At 65.7% G+C, this 18,559-nt stretch carries 6 protein-coding genes; 3 read left to right on the top strand and 3 right to left on the bottom strand.

What is annotated here, in order from left to right; genetic code table 11:
* The gene (locus tag JFU04_RS20865; protein WP_201145648.1) at positions 1-12,897 is read left to right on the top strand and encodes a non-ribosomal peptide synthetase; all 12,897 of its coding nucleotides are present in this window, start codon (positions 1-3) and stop codon (positions 12,895-12,897) included.
* Between the two features lie 87 nt (positions 12,898-12,984).
* Here the strand turns inward: JFU04_RS20865 and dsbG are convergent, their stop codons facing one another.
* The 3 genes from dsbG to dsbD are packed head-to-tail and all read right to left on the bottom strand — an operon-like array spanning position 12,985 to position 16,315.
* The gene (dsbG, locus tag JFU04_RS20860; protein WP_201145647.1) at positions 12,985-13,761 is read right to left on the bottom strand and encodes a thiol:disulfide interchange protein DsbG; all 777 of its coding nucleotides are present in this window, start codon (positions 13,759-13,761) and stop codon (positions 12,985-12,987) included.
* A complete protein-coding gene (locus JFU04_RS20855) occupies positions 13,737-14,588 on the bottom strand; it encodes a prolipoprotein diacylglyceryl transferase family protein (protein ID WP_201145646.1) in 852 nt (283 codons plus the stop codon). Before JFU04_RS20855 ends, dsbG begins: the two co-directional genes overlap by 25 nt.
* Entirely contained in the window at positions 14,588-16,315 is a 1,728-nt protein-coding gene (gene dsbD, locus JFU04_RS20850) for a protein-disulfide reductase DsbD (protein WP_201145644.1), read from the bottom strand. The genes JFU04_RS20855 and dsbD overlap by 1 nt, the downstream gene beginning before the upstream one ends.
* A 176-nt stretch (positions 16,316-16,491) precedes the next feature.
* Between dsbD and JFU04_RS20845 the strand changes: the two genes are divergently transcribed.
* Both JFU04_RS20845 and JFU04_RS20840 read left to right on the top strand, forming a co-directional pair.
* Positions 16,492-17,172 carry a response regulator gene (locus JFU04_RS20845; RefSeq protein ID WP_065903475.1) on the top strand — a complete coding sequence of 227 codons (681 nt, stop codon included), beginning with the start codon at positions 16,492-16,494 and terminating at the stop codon, positions 17,170-17,172.
* A complete protein-coding gene (locus JFU04_RS20840; RefSeq protein WP_065903466.1) occupies positions 17,169-18,491 on the top strand; it encodes an ATP-binding protein in 1,323 nt (440 codons plus the stop codon). Before JFU04_RS20845 ends, JFU04_RS20840 begins: the two co-directional genes overlap by 4 nt.
* Positions 18,492-18,559 lie beyond the last annotated feature (68 nt).

Below are 18,559 nucleotides of genomic sequence, written 5' to 3'. Positions count from 1 at the left end.
ATGATGGACGCCTTCGAACTTCCCCGTAACCTGGTCGAGTCCCTTCAACGTCGTGCTGCGCAGACCCCGGACCAGGTGGCCCTGCGCTTCCTCGCCGAGTCGGCCGAGCACAGCGTGGTGCTCAGTTACCGTGACCTGGACCAGCGCGCCCGGACCATCGCCGCCGCCTTGCAGGCCAAGGCGACGCTGGGCGATCGCGCAGTGTTGCTGTTCCCCAGCGGCCCGGACTACGTCGCAGCGTTCTTTGGGTGTCTGTACGCCGGGGTGATCGCGGTGCCGGCCTATCCGCCGGAATCCACGCGCCGTCACCATCAGGAGCGCCTGCTGTCGATCATCGCCGATGCCGAACCGCGCCTGCTGCTGACCATCGCCAGCCTCGGCGATGGTCTGGCCCAGATCGACAACGCGCCGCCGGTGCTGAGTGTCGACACCCTCGATGCCGGCATCGCCGAGCGTTGGCTGGCGCCTGAGCTGCAGCCCGACGACATTGCCTTCCTGCAATACACTTCCGGCTCCACGGCGTTGCCCAAGGGCGTGCAAGTCAGTCACGGCAACCTGGTGGCCAATGAAGTGCTGATCCGCCGTGGCTTTGGTATCGACCTGAACCCCGACGACGTGATCGTCAGTTGGCTGCCGCTGTACCACGACATGGGCCTGATCGGTGGCCTGCTGCAACCGATCTTCAGTGGCGTGCCGTGCGTGTTGATGGCGCCGGCGTATTTCCTCGGCCGGCCGTTGCGCTGGCTGGAAGCGATCAGCGAATACGGCGGCACCATCAGCGGCGGACCGGATTTCGCCTACCGCCTGTGCAGCGAGCGGGTCAGTGAATCCGCGCTGGAACGCCTGGACTTGAGCCGCTGGCGCGTGGCCTATTCCGGCTCCGAGCCGATTCGCCTCGACACCCTGGAACGCTTCGCCGAGAAGTTCGCGAGCTGCGGTTTCACCCCGAACAATTTCTTTGCCTCCTACGGGCTGGCCGAGGCCACCCTGTTTGTCGCCGGTGGCCGCCGTGGCCAGGGCATCCCGGCGCTGCGTGTCGACGAGCAGGCCTTGGCCGGCAATCGCGCCGAGCCTGGGCAGGGCAGTGCAATCATGAGTTGCGGCACCAGCCAGCCGGACCACGCGGTGCTGATCGCCGACCCACAGACCTTGAGTGAACTGGCCGACAACTGCGTCGGCGAACTCTGGGCCACCGGGCCGAGCATCGCCCATGGCTACTGGCGCAACCCTGAGGCCACCGCGAGGACTTTCGTCCAACACGCCGGCCGTACGTGGCTGCGCACCGGTGACCTGGGCTTTATCCGAGACGGCGAGGTGTACATCACCGGGCGTCTCAAAGACCTGCTGATCGTGCGTGGCCACAACCTGTATCCCCAGGATATCGAGCAGACCATCGAGCGCGAAGTCGAGGTGGTGCGCAAGGGCCGCGTTGCGGCGTTCGCGGTGAATGACCAGGGCCTGGAAGGGATCGGCATCGCCGTGGAAATCAGCCGCAGCGTGCAGAAAATCCTGCCGCCCGACGCGCTGATCAAGGCGATCCGCCAAGCGGTGGCCGAGGCCTGTCAGCAAGCGCCGAGCGTGGTGGTGTTGCTCAACCCCGGTGCCTTGCCCAAGACCTCCAGCGGCAAAGTGCAGCGTGCCGCGTGTGCGTTGCGTCACGCCGATGGCAGCCTCGACAGCTATGCGCAGTTCCCCGACCTGCACGCGCAGGCAAGCGATGCGGCGTTGGAATCCGAGCTGCAAAGTCGGATCGCAGCGATCTGGTGCGAGCAATTGCAGGTGCCGAGCGTGGCCGCCGATGACCATTTCTTCCTGCTCGGCGGCAACTCCATCAGCGCCACCCAGGTGGTCGCGCGGCTGCGCGAAACCCTTGGCCTGGAACTGAACCTGCGCCTGCTGTTCGAGGCGCCGACGCTGTCGGCGTTCGCCGCGAGTGTGGCGCAACTGCAACAGGACGGTGGCCTGGCCCAAGGCGCGATTGCTGCCTTGTCGCGCCAGGACGAACTGCCGCAATCGCTGGCACAGAACCGCCTGTGGATCACCTGGCAACTGGACCCGCAGAGCAGCGCCTACACCATCCCCGGTGGCTTGCGCCTGCGGGGCGAGTTGGACGCAGATGCAGTGCGCGTGAGCTTCCAGCAACTGATCCAGCGCCATGAGGCCTTGCGCACGCGTTTCTACGAACGCGATGGCCAGGCTTTCCAGCGCGTGGCTGCTCACGCCGATTTCGAGCTGCAAATCATCGACCTCAGTGACCTGCCTGCCGCCGAGCGTGAGGCCCGCGCGCATCAGATCCGCGAGGACGAAGCCCGCACCCAGTTCGACCTGGAAAAAGGCCCGTTGCTGTGGGTAACCCTGGTGCGCCTGGACGATGAAGATCACCAATTGCTGGTCACCCTTCACCACATCATCGCCGACGGTTGGTCGCTGAATATTCTGCTCGATGAGTTCTCGCGCCTGTACGCCGCCGCCAGCCAGGGCCAGGCCCTGACTTTGCCGCCACTGACCCTGCAGTACGCCGACTACGGCAGCTGGCAGCGCCAATGGCTGGCCCAGGGCGAAGGCCAGCGGCAACTGGCGTACTGGAAAGCGCAATTGGGCGAGGAGCATCCGCCCCTTAGCCTGGCCACCGATCGCCCACGTTCGGCGCAGCAACGCTACAGCGCCTCGCGCCACAGTGTGCGTTTGAGCGCCGGCCTCAGCGCAGCGATTCGCCAGACCGCCCAGGCCAATCAATCCACGCCGTTCATGGTGTTGCTCGCGGCGTTCCAGAGCCTGCTCTACCGCTACAGCGGCCAGCGCGATATCCGCATTGGCGTGCCGAATGCCAACCGTCCGCGCCAGGAAACCCAAGGCCTGATCGGCTTCTTCATCAACACCCTGGTGCTGCGCGCCGAGTTGGACGGGCGCCTGCCCTTCAGCCAACTGCTGGCCTCGACCCGCGAGACGGTACTAGGCGCGCAAGCGCATCAGGACTTGCCATTCGAGCAACTGCTGGAAGCCTTTCCGCAGGCGCGCGAACAAGGTCTGTTCCAGGTCATGTTCAACCACCAGCAACGCGACTTGAGCGCCTTGCGCCGCCTGCCCGGCATGCTCGCCGAGGAGCTGCCGTGGCACAGCCGCGAAGCCAAGTTCGACCTGCAACTGCACAGTGAAGAAGACCGTAACGGGCGCTTGAGCCTGTCCTTCGATTACGCCGATGAACTGTTCGAACACGCGACCCTCCAGCGCCTGGCCGAGCACTTTATCCAGCTGCTGCAAGCGGTCTGCGAGCAGCCGCAGCAAACCCTCGGCGACCTGCCGTTGAGGCTGCAGGACGAACAGCCCGCGTGGAGCACGGCACCGTGTGCGCCGGCCCGGCAGTGGCTGCCCGAGTTGCTCAACCAGCAGGCCTCGGACCGCACCGCGCTGGTTTGGCAGGACGCTAGCCTGACCTTCGCCCAGCTGCACACCCAGGCCAACCGCCTGGCCCACTACCTGCGCGACAAAGGCGTCGGCCCTGACGTGTGCGTGGCCATCGCCGCCGAGCGTTCGCCGCAGCTGTTGATCGGCCTGCTGGCGATCATCAAGGCTGGCGGTGCCTATGTGCCGCTGGACCCGGACTACCCCGCCGACCGCCTCGCCTACATGCTCAAGGACAGCGGCGTACACCTGCTGCTGACCCAGACCGCATTGCTGGACCGCGTGCCGGCTGCGCCCGGCGTGTGCGCGATTGCCATGGACAGCCTGCACCTGGACAGCTGGCCGACCCAGCCACCGGGCCTGCATCTGGAGGGCGATAACCTCGCCTACGTGATCTACACCTCCGGCTCCACCGGCCAGCCCAAGGGCGTGGGCAATACCCATGCGGCCCTGGCCGAGCGCTTGCAGTGGATGCAGGCGACTTATCAACTCAATGACACCGATGTGCTGATGCAGAAGGCGCCGATCAGTTTCGACGTGTCGGTGTGGGAGTGCTTCTGGCCGCTGATCACCGGGTGCCGCCTGGTACTGGCCGGCCCTGGTGAGCATCGCGACCCGCATCGCATTGCGCAACTGGTGCAGGAGCACGGGGTAACCACGTTGCACTTTGTGCCGCCGCTGTTGCAGCTGTTTATCGATGAGCCGCTGGCGGTCGAATGCACCAGCCTGCGTCGCCTGTTTTCCGGCGGCGAAGCCTTGCCCGCCGAGTTGCGCAACCGTGTGTTGGCACAGTTGCCGGCAGTGCAGTTGCACAACCGCTATGGCCCGACCGAGACCGCGATCAACGTCACCCACTGGCAGTGCACGGCCGCAGACGGCGAGCGCTCGCCGATTGGCCGGCCGCTGGGCAATGTGATCTGCCGCGTGCTGGACGAGCAGCTCAATCCGTTGCCGGCCGGTGTGCCGGGTGAGCTGTGCATCGGCGGCATCGGCCTGGCACGCGGGTATCTCGGACGCGCCGGGTTGACCGCTGAACGGTTTGTCGCCGATCCGCTGGGCGAGGGCGGCGCACGCTTGTATCGCACCGGTGACCGCGCGCGCTGGAGCGCCGACGGCGTGCTCGAATACCTGGGCCGCCTCGATCAGCAGGTCAAGCTGCGCGGCTTCCGTGTGGAGCCGGAAGAAATCGAAGCGCGCCTGCTGGCCCTGGACGGTATCGCCCAGGCCGTGGTGCTGGTGCGCGACGCGCAGTTGATCGGTTACTACACCGCCAGCACCGCGCTGGATGAACAGGACGTCAAGGCCGCGCTGGCCGCCGAACTGCCGGAGTACATGGTGCCCGCGCTGTTGATGCGCCTGGACGCCATGCCCCTGAGCCCCAGCGGCAAGCTCGACCGCCGTGCCTTGCCGGCACCGGTGTGGCAAGCCCGCGAACATATCGAGCCCGAAACCGCGTTGCAGCAACAGATCGCGGCGATTTGGCGCGAAGTGCTCGGCGTGCCGCGCCTGGGTCTGCGCGATGACTTTTTCGCCCTCGGCGGCCATTCGTTGCTGGCCACGCAAATCATCTCCCGCACCCGCCAGGCCTGCGACGTCGAGTTGCCGTTGCGCACGTTGTTCGAAGCCAGCGAGTTGGGCGCTTTTGCCGAGCAAGTGGCGCTGATCCAGGCCTCCGGCCAGCGCAACCAGCAGACGGCAATTGCCCAGGTCGACCGCAGCCAGAAGGTGCCGCTGTCCTATTCCCAGCAGCGCATGTGGTTCCTGTGGCAGATGGAACCGGACAGCCCGGCCTATAACGTCGGCGGCATGGCACGCCTGCGTGGCGTGCTGGATGTGGGGCGATTCGAGGCGGCGTTGCAGGCCTTGGTCATGCGCCACGAAACCCTGCGCACGACCTTCCCGAGTGTCGATGGCGTGGCCTATCAGAAAGTCTCGGCGCAGACCGGCCTGCGCATGGACTGGCAGGATCTCTCGGCGCTGGACGCAACCGAGCGCCAGCAGCGCCTGCAGCAACGTGCCGATCAGGAGGCCCACACCCCGTTCAACCTGGAGACCGGGCCGTTGCTGCGCGCGTGCCTGGTCAAGGCGGGCGATCAGGAGCACTACCTGGTGCTGACCCTGCACCACATCGTCACCGAAGGCTGGGCCATGGACATCTTTGCCCGTGAACTCAGCGCCCTGTACGAAGCGTTTATCGATGAACGCCTGTCGCCGCTGCTGCCGTTGCCGGTGCAGTACCTGGACTACAGCGTGTGGCAACGCCAGTGGCTGGAAAGCGGCGAACGCCAGCGCCAACTGGACTACTGGACGGCGCAGCTGGGCAGCGAACACCCGCTGCTGGAACTGCCCGGTGATCGTCCGCGGCCACCGGTGCAAAGTCATCAGGGCGAGCTGTACCGCTTCGACCTGAGTGATGACTTGGCCGCCCGCGTGCGCGCGTTCAACGCCGAACGCGGCCTGACGCTGTTCATGACCATGACCGCGACCCTGGCCGTGTTGCTCTACCGCTACAGCGGCCAGACCGACCTGCGCATCGGCGCGCCGGTGGCCAACCGGATTCGCCCGGAAAGCGAAGGCCTGATCGGTGCGTTCCTCAACACCCAGGTGCTGCGCTGCCAGCTGAATGGGCAGATGAATGTCGCTGAGCTGTTCGAGCAGGTGCGCCACACCGTGATCGAAGGCCAGTCCCACCAAGACCTGCCGTTCGATCATCTGGTCGAAGCCCTGCAACCGCCTCGGAGCGCGGCCTACAACCCGCTGTTCCAGGTGATGTGCAACGTGCAGCGCTGGGAGTTCCAGCAGAGCCGCCAACTCGCCGGCATGACCGTCGAGTACCTGGCCAACGATGCCCGCGCGACCAAGTTCGACCTCAACCTGGAAGTCACCGACCTCGACCATCGCCTGGGTTGCTGCCTGACCTACAGCACCGACCTGTTCGATGAACCGCGCATTGCGCGCATGGCCGAACATTGGCGCAACCTGCTTGAAGCCCTGATCGTAAATCCCGCGCAGCGCCTCAGCGAACTGCCGTTGCTGACCGCGGTTGAGCAACGAGCCTTGCAGGACAGCCTGGGCGTCGAGGCCGGTGAACATCGCCTCGACCAGTGCATTCATCAACTGTTCAGCCTACAGGCGGCCAAGCGTGCCGATGCCCCGGCGCTGACCTTTGCCGGCGTGACTCTTACCTACGCCGAACTCGACGCCCGCGCCAATCGCCTGGCCTGGATGCTGCGCGAGCGCGGCGTCGGCCCGCAGGTGCGGGTCGGCCTGGCGCTGCCGCGTTCGCTGGAAATGGTCATCGGCCTGCTGGCGATCCTCAAGGCGGGCGGCGCCTATGTGCCGCTCGACCCGGAATACCCGCTCGACCGCCTGCACTACATGATCGAAGACAGTGGCATCGGCCTGCTGCTCAGCGATGCGGCGATGTTCGCAGCGCTCGGCGAATTGCCGGCCACCGTGGCCTGCTGGTGCCTGGAAGATGACTTGCCGGTGCTGGCAAATTACCCGGCCGACGAGCTGCCGTTCATTAGCCTGGCGCAGCACCAGGCGTACCTGATCTACACCTCCGGCTCCACCGGCAAGCCGAAAGGCGTGGTGGTCGCCCACGGTGAAATCGCCATGCACTGCCAGGCGGTGATCGAGCGCTTCGGCATGCGCCCGGATGACTGCGAGCTGCATTTCTATTCGATCAACTTCGACGCCGCCACCGAGCGCCTGCTGGTGCCGCTGCTCAGCGGCGCGCAGGTGGTGTTGCGTGCCCAGGGCCAGTGGGATGCGGAGGAAATCTGCGCGCTGATCCGCACCCATCGCATCAACATCCTCGGTTTCACCCCGAGTTATGGCAGCCAGTTGGCGCAATGGCTGGCGACCCAACACCAGACGCTGCCGGTGCGCATGTGCATCACCGGTGGCGAGGCCCTCACCGGCGAGCACCTGCAGCGCATCCGCGCAGCGTTCCAGCCCGACGTGTTTTTCAACGCCTATGGCCCGACCGAAACCGTGGTGATGCCGCTCGCCAGCCTGGCGCCGCAGCACGTGGAGGAGGGCGCGGCCAGCGTGCCGATCGGCAGCATTATCGGTGACCGCGTGGCCTACATTCTCGACGCCGACCTGGCGTTGGTGCCACAGGGTGCGACCGGCGAGTTGTACGTCGGCGGTGCCGGCCTCGCCCAGGGGTATCACGAGCGTCCAGGCATGACCGCCGAGCGGTTTGTCGCGGATCCATTCGCGGCCAACGGTGGGCGTCTGTATCGCACCGGCGACCTGGTTCGGCAACGCGCCGATGGCCTGGTGGAGTACCTCGGGCGCATCGACCATCAAGTGAAGATTCGTGGTTTCCGTATCGAGCTGGGCGAGATCGAAACCCGCCTGCTGGAGCATGAAGCCGTGCGCGAAGCGGTGGTGCTGGCGCTGGATTCGCCGAGCGGCAAGCAACTGGTGGCGTACCTGGTCAGCGACGCCGACCACGGCACCTTGCGTGACGCGCTGAAGGCGCACCTCAAGGCGCAGTTGCCGGACTATATGGTGCCCGCGCACCTGATCGTGCTGGACAGCATGCCGCTGACCGCCAATGGCAAACTCGACCGCCGCGCCTTGCCGCAACCCGACCCCGAGGCCAACCGCCAACAGTACGTGGCGCCGCGCAACGAGCTGGAACAGACCCTGGCCGCCATCTGGTGCGCGGTGTTGAACGTGCAACAGGTGGGCCTGGACGATAACTTCTTTGAACTGGGCGGCGACTCGATCCTGTCGATCCAGGTGGTCAGCCGCGCGCGGCAGGCCGGGATTCACTTCAGCCCGCGTGACCTGTTCCAGCACCAGACCGTGCAAACCCTGGCCGCCGTCGCCACGCGCTCCGAGCAGGTCATCGCCGAGCAGGGCGTGCTCACGGGGCCCTCGGGCCTGACACCGATCCAGCACTGGTTCTTCGATACGGACATTCCCAACCGGCAGCACTGGAACCAGGCCTTGCTGCTCAAACCGCTGCAACTGCTGGAACCCCATCGCCTTGAACAGGCGCTGCTGGCGGTGCTCGAACACCACGACGCCCTGCGCCTGAGCTTCACCCCGCGCGATGCGCAGTGGCACGCCGAACACCTGGCCGTGCCCGAAGGTGGCGTGCTGATGCAAGCGAAAGTGCGTGATATGGCGCAGTGCACCGCGCTGTTCACCGACACCCAACGCAGCCTCGACCTCGAACACGGGCCGCTGCTGCGGGCCTTGTTGGTGGATGGCCCGCAAGGCCAGCAACGTCTTTTGCTCGCGATCCATCACTTGGTGGTGGACGGCGTATCGTGGCGCGTGTTGCTGGAGGATTTGCAGACCGTTTACCGCCAACTGAGCGACGGCCAATCCGTCAACCTGCCGGCCAAGACCAGTGCCTTGCGTGACTGGGCCGCGCGCCTGCAGGCGTATGCCGGCAGCGAGTCGCTGCGCGAAGAGTTGAGCGTGTGGCAGGACCAGTTGGCGGGCCCAGTGGTGGCGTTGCCGGTGGCTCGCCCGCAAGGGTCGCTGCGCCACCGCGATGCCGACACCGTCAGCGTGCGCCTGGATGCCGAACGCACCCGCCAACTGCTGCAACAAGCGCCGAGCGCGTACCGCACCCAGGTCAACGACCTGCTGCTGACGGCCCTGGCCCGCGTGGTGTGCCGCTGGAGTGGCCACGCTTCGGCGCTGATCCAACTCGAAGGGCATGGTCGCGAAGCGCTGTTCGACGACATCGACCTGACCCGCAGCGTCGGCTGGTTCACCAGTGCCTATCCATTGCGCCTGACCCCACAAGCCGGGCAGGGCGACTCGATCAAGGCGATCAAGGAGCAACTGCGCGGCGTGCCGCACAAGGGCCTCGGCTATGGCGTGCTGCGCTACCTGGCGGATGATCTGTGCAAGCGCAGCATGGCCGCGTTGCCGAGTGCCGCGATCACCTTCAACTACCTCGGCCAGTTCGACCAGAGCTTCGGCGCCGATGCGCTGTTCCATCCGCTGGACGAGTCCGCCGGCCTGGCCCATGACCCGGACGCGCCGCTGCCCAATGAGCTGAGCGTGGACAGCCAGGTCTACGGCGGTGAACTGGTGCTGCGCTGGACCTTCAGCCGTGAACGCCACGACCCGCAGACCCTCCAGGCGCTGGCCGATGCCTACCTGGCCGAACTGCAAGGCCTGGTTGCGCATTGCCTTGAGGACAGCGTGGGCGGGCTGACCCCGTCCGATTTCCCGCTGGCCCACCTGACCCAGTCGCAACTGGACGCGTTGCCCGTGCCGGCCACTGCCATCGAAGACGTCTACCCGCTGACCCCGATGCAGGAGGGCCTGCTGCTGCACACGCTGCTGGAACCGGGCACCGGCCTCTACTACATGCAGGACCGCTACCGCATCAACAGCGCGCTGGACCCCGAGCGTTTCGCCCACGCCTGGCAGGCGGTGATTGCCCGTCACGAAGCGTTGCGCGCGTCGTTCTGCTGGAATGTCGGCGAAGACATGCTGCAAGTGATCCACAAACCCGGCAGCACGCCGATCGAGTATCTGGACTGGAGCGCCGACCCGGAGAGCGAGCAGGAGCCGCGTCTGCAGGCGTTACTCAAGCAGGAGCGCGAAGCCGGTTTCGATCTGCTCAACCAGGCGCCGTTCCACCTGCGCCTGATCCGTGTCGGCGAAGCGCGCTACTGGTTCATGATGAGCAACCACCACATCCTCATCGATGCCTGGTGTCGTTCGCTGCTGATGAATGACTTCTTTGAGCTCTACACGGCCCTCGGCGAAGGCCGCGAGGCGCAACTGGCCACGCCGCCGCGCTATCGCGACTACATCGCCTGGCTGCAACGCCAGAACCTGAACGCAGCGCGCCAGTGGTGGCAGCAGAACCTGCAGGGGTTCGAGCGCACCACGCCGATCCCGAGCGACCGGCCGTTCCTGCGTGAACATGCCGGTCACAGTGGCGGCATGGTGGTGGGCGACTGCTACACCCGCCTCGATGCCCGTGACGGCGCGCAGTTGCGCGAATTGGCCCAGGCCCATCAGCTCACCGTCAACACCTTCGCCCAGGCAGCCTGGGCGTTGGTGCTGCGGCGCCTGAGCGGCGACCGCGACGTGCTGTTCGGCGTCACCGTGGCCGGGCGCCCGGTGGAAATGCCCGAGATGCAACGCACCGTCGGCCTGTTTATCAACAGCATCGCGCTGCGTGTGAAGCTGCCCGAGGACGACCAGCGTTGCAGCGTGCGCGAGTGGTTGAACGGCCTGCTCGACAGCAATATGCAACTGCGCGAGTACGAATACCTGCCGCTGGTGACTATTCAGGAACACAGTGAGCTGCCCAAGGGCCAACCGCTGTTCGACAGCCTGTTCGTGTTCGAAAACGCTCCGGTGGAAGTCTCGGTGCTGGACCGTGCGCAAAGCTTGAATGCCACTTCGGACTCCGGCCGCACCCACACCAACTTCCCGCTGACGGCGGTGTGTTATCCGGGGGATGACCTCGGTTTGCACCTGTCCTACGACCAGCGTTATTTCGACGAAACCACCGTGCAAGGCATGCTCGGCGAATTCAAGCGCCTGCTGCTGGCGCTGGTGCAGGGCTTCCATGGCGACATGGCCGACCTGCCGCTGATCGGCGAGCAGGAGCGCGAGTTCCTGGTAGACGGCTGCAACCAGAGCGAACACGCCTATCCACTGGAGAGCAGCTACATTGAGTTGTTCGAGGCGCAGGTGGCCGCGCATCCGCAGCGGATTGCCGCCAGCTGCCTCGACCAGCAGTGGACCTATGACGAGTTGAACCGGCGCAGTAACGGCCTCGGCCACGCGTTGATCGCGGCGGGCGTGGGCCTGGATCAACCGGTGGCGTTGCTGGCTGAGCGCAACCTGGACCTGCTGGGCATGATCATCGGCAGCTTCAAGGCCGGCGCCGGTTACCTGCCGCTGGACCCGGGGCTGCCCAGCCAGCGCCTGAGCCGCATCATCGACCTGAGCCGCACGCCGTTGCTGGTGTGCACCGAGGCGTGCCGCGAGCAGGCCATCGAACTGCTGCAGGGTTTTGATTGCCAACTGCTGGTGTGGGAAGAAGTGCCTGGCCGTGGTGCCAATCCCGGCATCTACAGCGCAGCGGACAACCTCGCCTACGTGATCTACACCTCGGGCTCCACCGGCCTGCCCAAAGGCGTGATGGTCGAACAGCGCGGCATGCTCAACAACCAGTTGAGCAAGGTGCCGTACCTGGACCTCGGGCCGGCGGATGTGATCGCCCAGACCGCCTCGCAAAGCTTCGATATTTCCGTGTGGCAGTTCCTTGCCGCGCCGCTGTTCGGCGCGCGGGTGGACATCGTGCCGAACACCATTGCCCACGATCCGCAAGGCTTGCTGGCGCATGTACAGGCCCAGGGCATTACCGTGCTGGAAAGCGTGCCGTCGCTGATCCAGGGCATGCTGGCCCAGGAGCGCATGAGCCTGGACGGCCTGCGCTGGATGCTGCCGACCGGCGAAGCGATGCCGCCGGAACTGGCGCACCAGTGGCTGCAGCGATACCCGCAGATTGGCCTGGTGAACGCCTACGGGCCGGCGGAGTGCTCGGACGATGTGGCGTTCTTCCGCGTCGATGTGGCGTCGACCCGTGGCACTTACCTGCCGATCGGTACACCGACCGACAACAACCGCCTGTACCTGCTCGATGGCGCGCTGGAGTTGGTGCCGCAAGGTGCAGTCGGCGAGCTGTGCGTGGCCGGTACCGGTGTGGGCCGCGGATATGTCAGCGATCCGCTGCGCACCGCCCAGGTGTTTGTGCCGAACCCGTTCGGCGCGCCGGGCGAGCGCCTGTACCGCACCGGCGACCTCGCGCGTCGGCGCAGTGATGGCGTGCTGGAATACGTCGGGCGTATCGATCATCAGGTGAAGATTCGCGGTTACCGCATCGAACTGGGTGAAATCGAAGCGCGCCTGCACGAGCAGCCGTACGTGCGTGATGCCGCCGTGGGCGTGCAGGAGGGCGTCAACGGCAAGCATCTGGTCGGCTACCTGGTGGCGGCCGATGAAGCGCTGAGTTCAAGCGAACGCCTGGACCGCATCAAGCAACGCCTGCGCGCCGAACTGCCGGAATACATGGTGCCGTTGCACTGGTTATGGCTCGAGCGCCTGCCGCTCAACGCCAATGGCAAGCTCGACCGCAAGGCCCTGCCGGCACTCGAAATCGGCCAGTTGCACAGCCAGGACTACCTGGCGCCACGCAACGCACTGGAGACCACCCTGGCCGCCATCTGGGCCGAGGTACTGAAAGTCGAGCGGGTGGGCGTGCAGGACAACTTCTTCGAGCTGGGCGGCCACTCGTTGCTGGCCACGCAGATTGCCTCGCGCGTGCAGAAGTCTCTGCAACGCGATGTACCACTGCGAGCCATGTTCGAGTGCAGCACGGTGGCGGAGTTGGCCGAGTACATTGATGGGCTGGCGGCGAACGAGATCAGCGCGGAGAAAGTGGATCGGTTGAGTGATTTGATGGCGGAGCTGGAGGGGCTTTGATCGTTGTGGTCTGCCAGGGCCTCAGCGCCGGCAAGCCGGCTCCTGCGGGAGTTGGCTTGCCGGCGATGATGTCAGGCCAGGCGTTGCTTACTTTGGCCCCAGAATCTTCACCAACTTCTCCGGCGACGGCGCCCCTTGCTGTTGCTGCAATTGGCCCTTGTCATCCAGGTAGAAAATCGCCGGCGTTGCCGACAGTTCCAGCTCATCCATCAACTTCATGTTGGCATCGAGCTTGGCTTCGATAGTCGCCGGGATCTTGGCCAGCGCCTGCAACTTGCTGGCTTTGCCGGCGGCCTCGTGTTCTTCCAGGGCTTTTTTCGGGTCCTTGGCGGCGAACAGTGCGGCGGATTTGCCTGGGCTGTCTTCGCGGATGATGCCGACCATGATGTGGCGCAACTGCACCTTGCCGGCTTTCACCCATGGCCGCGCCTGTTCCCAGAACATGTTGCAGTAAGGACAGTTGGGGTCGCTGAACAGGTAGACGGTGCGCGGCGCGTTTTTGTCGCCGTCCTGGATCCAGCTGCTGTTTTCCATCTTGGCCCAGACTGCCTTGGCCATCGGCGCGTACACCAGTTTTTCCAGGGGCGCGCTGCTCAGGTCATTGCCTTGGGCGTCGTACAGGTTGCCGGCGATTACGCTCTTGCCGTCGGCGGTCAGGTACAGCGCCATGCCGCGATTCTGGTATTGCGCGGCGTAGCCGGTGAGGCCGCTGGGCGCATCGAACTTGCCGAGGATCTTGGCGCCCTTGGCCTCGATCTGCTTGATCGGTGCCGGCCAGTCTTCGGCCTGGGCCAGGGTGGCTGTCGCGCTGAGTGACAGGAAGGTCAGCGGCAGCAGGGTCAGCAGGTGACGGAGGCGGGGCATGTCGGTTTCCTTATGGCGGCAGGTTCGGTGTCGAAGGGTTCCATGGCACGGGCCAGGCTGGCCTGGGACAACTCGCCCAGGTGGCTGTTGATCAGGCGCCCGTCGGCCCGGTAGAACAACGTGGTCGGCAGCGCCATGGAGCCCACGGCCTGGCCGAGGCGGCCGCTGGCGTCGAAGAGTACGTTGTCGAGGGTCAGGCCCTGGGTGGCGAGGAAGGTGCTGACGCTCTGCATGCTTTCAGCCTGGTTGACGAACAGGAAGGTCACGTCCGGGCGTTGGTGTTGCGCGCGTTCCAGCACCGGCATTTCCCGCCGGCACGGTGGGCACCAGGTGGCCCACAGGTTGATCACCAGCGGGCCGCCCTTGTAGTCGGCCAGTTGCACCACCTCGCCGTTGGCATTGCGCAGGGTGATGTCCGGCAGTTGCGTGCCTTTGTCGTACAGGCTCAGGGACAGGGTGGCCATGCCCCAGAACAGCAGGCCGGTGATCACCCCGGCGCTCAGCGGCTTGCGCAGGGCCGGGCGACGCCAGCCGTAGGCCAGTGCGCCGAGCACCAGTGCGATCACGCCAGGCCAGGCGAGGAAACCGCCGTCGCGCAGGTCGACCATCTGCAGCCAGTCGTTGCTGTAGTCACTCCAGTACATCAGCACAAAGCTGATGCGGGCCACCAGCATGCCCAGCAGGAACAGGCTGAACAGCACCGATTCCGGGTTTTCACCGCCACGCTTGGCCACGCGCCAACCCACCAGGGTGGCGAGAATCAGCGCGCCGATCAACAGGATGTGATTCAGGGCGATGGCGAAGGTGCCGATGGTCAGGGTCAGCATCAGAGGGCGTCCCGGGTCTGGGTCCAGCGTTGCAGGAAAGCGGCGGCGTCCACTTCGCCAGTGATGCGTTGGGCACGGCGCTCCTCACCGTCGGGGCCGATCCAGACAAAGCTCGGCGGCCCCGGCACCTTGTAGCGGCCGAGCAGCGCACGGCTGGCGGCGTTGTCGGCAGTGACGTCCAGGCGCAGCAGGCGGACATCCTTCAGGGCGGCCATGACCTCGGGTTTGCCGAACACCTGTTTTTCCATGACTTTGCACGACACGCACCAGTCGGCGTAGTAGTCCACCAGCACCCATTGGCCCTGGGCCTTGGCGCTGTCGAGCTGGCTTTGCAGCACGGCTGGATCCTTGATGGTCATGAAGGCGTCGTGGGCGTCCGTTGCGGTGGCGACTCGCGAACCGCTGTAGACCTTCAATGGCTGGAACAGGTCATCGCTGCCACCGGCTGCGCCCACCACCAGCACCGCGCCCCACAGGCCGAGCACCAGCGAACCGGCACCGAACACCTTGGCGGCCAGGCCGTACTCACGGGCCAGGGTCCAGCCGCAGTAAGCCATCACCAAGGCCAATGCGCCCCACAGGCCGATCCACAGGCTGTCGTCGACCACCGGGCGAATCATCAGCACCGCGGTGCCCAGGAACAGGAAGCCGAAGACGCCCTTGAGCACGTTCATCCAGGTACCCGGCTTGGGCAGGAAGCGGTTGCCCACGGTCACCAGCAGCAACAGCGGAATGCCGATGCCGATGCCCATGGCGAACAGGATCAAGCCCCCGTGCACGGCATTGCCGCTCTGGGCGATGTACAGCAGGGCGCCGGCCAGGGGCGCTGTCATGCAGGGCCCCACCAATAGGCCCGACAGCGCGCCGAGAACCCCGGCGCCCAGCAGGCTGCCACCGCTTTGCTGGCGGCTGACGTTGTCGAGGCGGTCACGCAGGAAGGCCGGCAGTTGCAGCTCGAAGAAGCCGAACATCGGCAGCGCGAGGATCACGAACAGCGCGGCGAAACTGCCGAGGATCCACGGTGTTTGCAGCAGTGCGGCAAGGTTGGCGCCGAGCAGGGCAGCCAACACGCCGAGCGCGGCATACACCAGGGCCATGCACACCACATAGCTGCTGGCCAGGGCAAAGCCGCGACGCGGGCTGGCGCCACTGCCCACCACCAGGCCGGCGAGGATCGGCAGCATCGGTAACGAACAGGGGGCAAACGCGAGCAGCAGCCCGAGGCCAAAGAACACCAGCAGGCTCCAACCCAGGCTGCGTTGTTGCAGGCCGCTGGCCAGGCTCTGGTCCTGCGCCTCGGCGGTAGCGGCAGCAGCGGGGTTGCCGCCCAGATCTACAGTGATCGATTGCGGCGGGTAGCACAGGCCGGCATCGGCGCAGCCTTGCCAGCCGAGCTTGACCTGGCCGGTGGCGCCGGCGGGGATCTTCACTTCAAGGCCCTGGCGATACACCTCCTGCTCGCCGAAGAACTCATCGCTATGGGCCTCGCCCTGCGGCAGCACTGGCTGTTCGGCCAGGCCATCGAATTTCATGCGCTGCTTGTACAGGTAGTACCCGTCGGCAATCTGCCAGTAAAGCTGGGTCTCACCGGATTCCAGGCGCTCGGAAGTAAAGGTGAACGCTTTGCCCACCGGCAGGAAGTCGGGTTTGGTCTCGAACGGGTTGCCCGGCGCGGCCTGGGCGAATCCCGCGAACAACACCAGCAGAAAGGTAAACAGATGCCGCATGGTCAAGCCTTAGTTCGATGCAAGTAGGCACACAATGTGTGGCGTTGATTAACCGATGATTAACCGGGCGCTATTCTAAAGTGAAGGGGATGACTGAGCGCGCCTCTTTTCACGGCATAATCGGCGCTTAATCCGCGACACCTTTAATCCTCCCCATCTTTCATGAAGGGTTCACCATGCACGTACTGGTCTGTGAAGACGACAAGCTGATCGCCAGCGGCATCGTCGCCGGCCTTGGCGCCCAGGGCTTTACCGTCGAGCACGTGGCCACGGCGGCGGCGGCGCGGGCGATGCTCAAGGCGGCCACGTTCGACATCATGGTGCTCGACCTCGGCCTGCCCGACGAAGATGGCCTCAAGCTGTTGCAGCAGCAGCGCAGCCAGGGCCTCGAAATCCCGGTGCTGATCCTCACCGCGCGAGATTCGGTGACCAATCGTGTCGACGGCCTGCAAGCCGGGGCCGACGACTATTTGCTCAAGCCATTCGACCTGCGTGAACTCGCCGCCCGCCTGCAGACCCTGCTGCGGCGCGTGGCGGGGCGCAGCGTCAACCTGATCGAGCACGGCCGCCTGGCCTACGACCCCAGCAGCCGCGAGACCTTCCTCGGCGGCCAGCCGGTCGACCTGTCGCGCCGCGAGCAGGCGCTGCTGCAGGCCTTGCTGCATAACAAGGGCCGGGTGCTGTCCAGCGAGCAGCTCAAGGACAGCGTCTACGGCTTCAACGACGAACTGGAAAGCAATGCCCTCAACGTGCATATCCACCACCTGCGGCGCAAATTGGGCAATGGCATCGTCGAAACCGTGCGTGGCCTGGGCTACCGCCTCGGGCCGGCGGACGGGGGAGAGGACGTGTCGTGAAAAGCCTGCGCCTGCGCCTGACCTTCAAGCTGGGCGCCGCTTTTGTGCTGATCTGGGCCCTGGCAGCGGCCTGGATGCTCAACGACCTGCGCAACCAGATGATGTTTTCCCTCGACCAGCGCCTGGTGGCGTCCGCGCGCATGGTGGCCGGGCTGACCGAGCAAATGCCGGGGCTGGCGAGTGTCAGCGGCGGCGCGCATTTCAGCGCCGAACAACTGCATGTGCCGGGCGGCATGGCCTGCCAGGTCAGCTCCCTGCGCGGCGAAATCCTCGCGCGCAGCCATACCACCCCGGAAGAGGGCCTGGAGTCGCGCAAGAGCGGCTTCCGCGACCAGGTGGTCGACGGTGTGGGCTGGCGCAGTTTTACCCTGTCGCGTGGCGACCTGCTGATCACCACCGCCGACCGCCAGGTGGAGCGCGAGGCGCTGAACCTGTCGATCCTGCTGGCTGCCTCGGTGCCGGTCGGCGTTGCGATGCTGGGTTGCCTGTGCCTGTTGTGGCTAGGCATCGGCCAGAGCCTGTTGCCGCTCAATCGCATGCGTGACGCGCTGATGCGCCGCAGCGCCGATTCCCTCGAGCCGCTGCAGATTCACCCGTTGCCCAGCGAGCTCAAGCCGCTGCTCGATACGCAGAACCAACTGCTGCAGCGCATCGCCAAGACCATCGAGCGCGAACGCCGCCTGACCGGCGATGCGGCCCACGAGTTGCGTAGCCCACTGACCGCGATCAAGACCCACCTGCAAGTCGCGCGCATGACCGAGGGCGCGGCGCGCGACCAGTCGCTGGCCCACGCCGAGGAAGGCGCCGACCGCCTGCACCGGACCCTGGAGCAATTGCTGCTACTGGCGCGGGTAGAGGGCAGCCTGTCATTCGACGACGGCTTGCAGTCCAGCGCCGAGGAAGTCGCGCGGCTGGCGATCGAGGATGCGAACGCCGGCGACAACCAGCGCATCGACCTGGTCCTGGCAGACACCCTCACCAGCGCTCCGGTGGAAATGCCGGTGGGCCTGGCCGTCGCGGCCCTGCGCAACCTGCTGGACAACGCCTTGCGCCACACCCCGGCCGACACCCGGGTAGAGCTGAATGTGTTCAACGCTGGCGATCAGGTGGTGTTCCGCGTGCGTGACCACGGCACGCAGATTTCCGCCGAGGACCTGCAGTACCTTACCCAACGCTTCTGGCGCAATGGCAACAGCGAAGGCTGTGGCCTGGGCCTGGCGATCGTGCAGGCCATCGTGCAGCGGTGTTCCTGCTCATTGACATTCGACAGCCAGGCAGATGGCCTGCGCGTCGACCTGGGCATGCCGTTGCGACGCTGATCCGTTTTCTCATGTGCCAAATAGTTACCGCCCTGCTGAAGATCAACCCTTCAGGATGGCGGTAATTT

This window comes from Pseudomonas sp. TH21, from assembly GCF_016651025.1.
GTDB lineage: Bacteria > Pseudomonadota > Gammaproteobacteria > Pseudomonadales > Pseudomonadaceae > Aquipseudomonas > Aquipseudomonas aylmerensis.
The sequence above is the reverse complement of the archived record's forward strand: the minus strand, read 5'-3'. Positions and strand labels throughout refer to the sequence as shown.